This is a genomic window from Mycobacterium sp., from assembly GCF_052144515.1.
GTDB lineage: Bacteria > Actinomycetota > Actinomycetes > Mycobacteriales > Mycobacteriaceae > Mycobacterium.
Genome location: NZ_JBKQQD010000107.1, coordinates 1 through 2,893, shown reverse-complemented (window position 1 = coordinate 2,893; position 2,893 = coordinate 1). Strand labels below are relative to the sequence as shown.

Here is a 2,893-nt window from a genome sequence, read left to right as displayed (position 1 = left end):
AACCCCGCCGGGGTCCGCTGGATCGGCGCACAGTCGTGCGCTCAGCTGGTGGGACACCCGATCACCGAATTCGTCCATCCGGACTCGGTTCCCGCGATGCTGGCGCGAATCGCTTCCCTGCGGCACGAGGGGGACACCTCTACACCCTCGGAGGCGGTGATGCTGCGCTTTGATGGCACCACCCTCGACGTCGAGGCAGTGTCGGTGCTGACGGTCTGGGAGGGCAGACCCGCCTATCAGGTGATCCTCCGCGACCTGTCTGCCCAGAAGGCCGCGGAGGCGGCGCTGCGCTGCCAGGCGGCGCTGGCCACCCACGTCAGCGACGCGATCATCACCACCACGTCCACCGGCATCGTCACCAATTGGAACCCGGCCGCTGAAGCCATCTACCGCCGACCCGCCGCACGAGCACTGGCACTCCCGGCCAGCGAGGCGGTCGGCGCCCCGTTGGACCCCGCCGCGATCATCGCCCACGGCGGAATCGTTCACAGCACCCACCACGCCGCGGACGGAGCGGCTCTGGCGGTGCGGGTCTCCGCCACCGCAATAGACAACGGCTATGTCCTGGTCTGCACCGACCAGACCGCCCTGCGCCACGCCGAACAACACCTCCAAACCGTGGTGACCACACTCGACTACGGGGTCGCGGTCATCGACAGCGACGGCTGTGTCGAATCCTCCAACCCGGCGGCCGACCGAATATTCGGCACGGCGCCCGAGGTTCTCAAAAACCGGGGAGCCAACAGAGCCCTCGACTTTCCCATCTACGACACCAACGGCCACCTCATCGGTGCAGACCGGCATCCGCTCACCCAGATCCGGCAGACCGGAACCCCAATCAGTGATTACGTATTCAGCACCGATCGCTTCGACGGACAACGGGTATGGCTGTCCGCAAGCTATCGCCTGCTCAACCCAGACCATCCCCAGCATTCAGCGGTGCTCATCTCACTCACCGATATCACCGCACAACGCACCGCCAGCGAACGGCTCGCCTACGAGGCCACACACGACTCGCTGACCGGGCTGCCCAACCGCGCCTACGTCGTCACCCGGGTTACCGAAGCGCTCGAATCCGGCGGCCACCAGGTCTTGGCGGCGGTCCTGTTCATCGATCTGGACAATCTCAAGAGGGTCAACGATTCGCTCGGCCACGACGCAGGCGACGACGTGCTACGGAGCGCGGCGCAACGTCTCCGCCGCGCCGTCCGACCCGACGACGTGGTCGCCCGGCTTGGCGGCGACGAATTCGTCGCCCTGCTGATCGGTCAGATCGCCCGCCCCGACCTCGACGCACTCGCCGACAGACTCCACGCGACCCTGTCGGAACCGGTCGTCGTCGAGGGCGTGACACTCCGCATCGGGGCCAGCATCGGAATCGTTGTGATCGAAAACAACGACCCGCGCGGCGCGGCAGAGATCCTGCGCGACGCCGACACCGCCATGTACGAAGCCAAAGCCACAGGCCGGGGCAAAAGCCACTACTTCACCGAGCAGCTGCGAGATCGAAGGCGAGGGCACCCCACCAACCAACGTGACTCGCTCACCGGCGCTCCGAGGGCTTGGCAGGCTCACTTCTGAAGCGCGGGGACAGGGTCAATTCCGAGCGTTTTCTACGCCAGGGTGATCCTGAAACAAACCGTCACGGTAGAAGCGAGATCAGGCTGACACTCTCACGGCCAGTCATAGCGTGCCAAACGTCATCGACACGTGCCACGACCTGATGATCAGCGAGCCGGGAAGGCTGCCGAGATTCGCGTTGCACGCCGTCGGCTATACGTGTAGCCCCGCTAGTCGACTTCGTCGCCGCGTGAATGTCCCATTCGCAATTGTTTTGCTGTCTCGAATGAGACGGCATATGAGGGTCTCAAAACTCCGTGTCGGAGATGGCACGGCGATATGACGGACATCACCGAGCACCGGTGACACGATACTGACGTGGATGACAGTAGTCGCGGTGCGCTGACAGCGGCGGGACTGCCGTGTGGGTCGTGCGGCACCGAACTGCCACCGAACTCCAAGTTCTGTAACGAGTGCGGTGCCCCGGTCACACAGGTCAGCCGATCGGCGGAGTACAAGCAGGTGACGGCGCTGTTCGCCGACGTGGTTATTTCTCTAAGGTAGAGGTGGAGGGCCCGAACCATGGACGCCCGACCACGTGGGGTGAGCCGTCATCATCAGGCCAAACCCGAACGAGCGCTCGAAGAGGGATAACCGGACTACCGGATAGGTCGCGTCTGCTGGCGTTGCAGCGCGCTAGCGAGCATTTTGTAGACCCGGACGGAAACGAAGCCGGACGGAGTTCGGGTGAACCGAAATGCTCCTGACGCCCGCAGACGAGAACGACGGGGAGGAGGCATCGTTTCTCGCGCGTCGGGGGAGAACTGATTCTTCGGGGCGGCCTGCACGACGTTCCGGTGTGTACCCCTCTGATAGTCGCGGTGGTATTGCTATCGGCTAGGGAACACTCACATTGACTTACGTTTCAACGAGCGGTTCGCGACCCTGGCCTGCCAGGCCACCAACGCTGGCATCCCGATCAGCTCCAGACCGATCGCAGCGACGAACAGCGGATGTGGGCGGCCGGTGCGCCGCCAAGACAACAGCCGCGCCAGGCCGCCGAGGAACACCACGCCGCACACAGTGCGAAAGCGGCCGCCCCGCTTCTCGATGTTGGGCACCGCGGACCAGAGGATGGGCGCGGTGGCGAACCAGAATGTGCTGGCGAAGCGGTACTCGCTGTCAGCGCTGGATTCGAATCGACTATTGTCGCCGGGCAGCGTCGCCGGGCCTGCGATCATCCCCGCCAGACCGGAGACGAACGGGATGGCTGCCAACGTTGCCGCGAGGATCTGCAGCTGCCTGCGACCGCCGTCACCGCCCTGCGAATCCA

3 protein-coding genes are annotated in these 2,893 nt (G+C 64.7%); 2 read left to right on the top strand and 1 reads right to left on the bottom strand.

The window, feature by feature from the left end:
• Together ACLP9N_RS06680 and ACLP9N_RS06675 are read left to right on the top strand one after the other, a co-directional pair.
• Positions 1-1,581: diguanylate cyclase domain-containing protein (locus tag ACLP9N_RS06680; protein WP_442406652.1), on the top strand; the 1,581-nt coding region annotated here is incomplete at its 5' end.
• A 357-nt stretch (positions 1,582-1,938) separates the two neighbouring features.
• The gene (locus tag ACLP9N_RS06675; protein ID WP_442406651.1) at positions 1,939-2,124 is read left to right on the top strand and encodes a zinc-ribbon domain-containing protein; all 186 of its coding nucleotides are present in this window, start codon (positions 1,939-1,941) and stop codon (positions 2,122-2,124) included.
• Between the two features lie 344 nt (positions 2,125-2,468).
• Here the strand turns inward: ACLP9N_RS06675 and ACLP9N_RS06670 are convergent.
• Positions 2,469-2,893, bottom strand: a 425-nt coding sequence (locus ACLP9N_RS06670) for a DUF4345 domain-containing protein (protein ID WP_442406650.1), incomplete at its 5' end; no start/stop codon positions are given.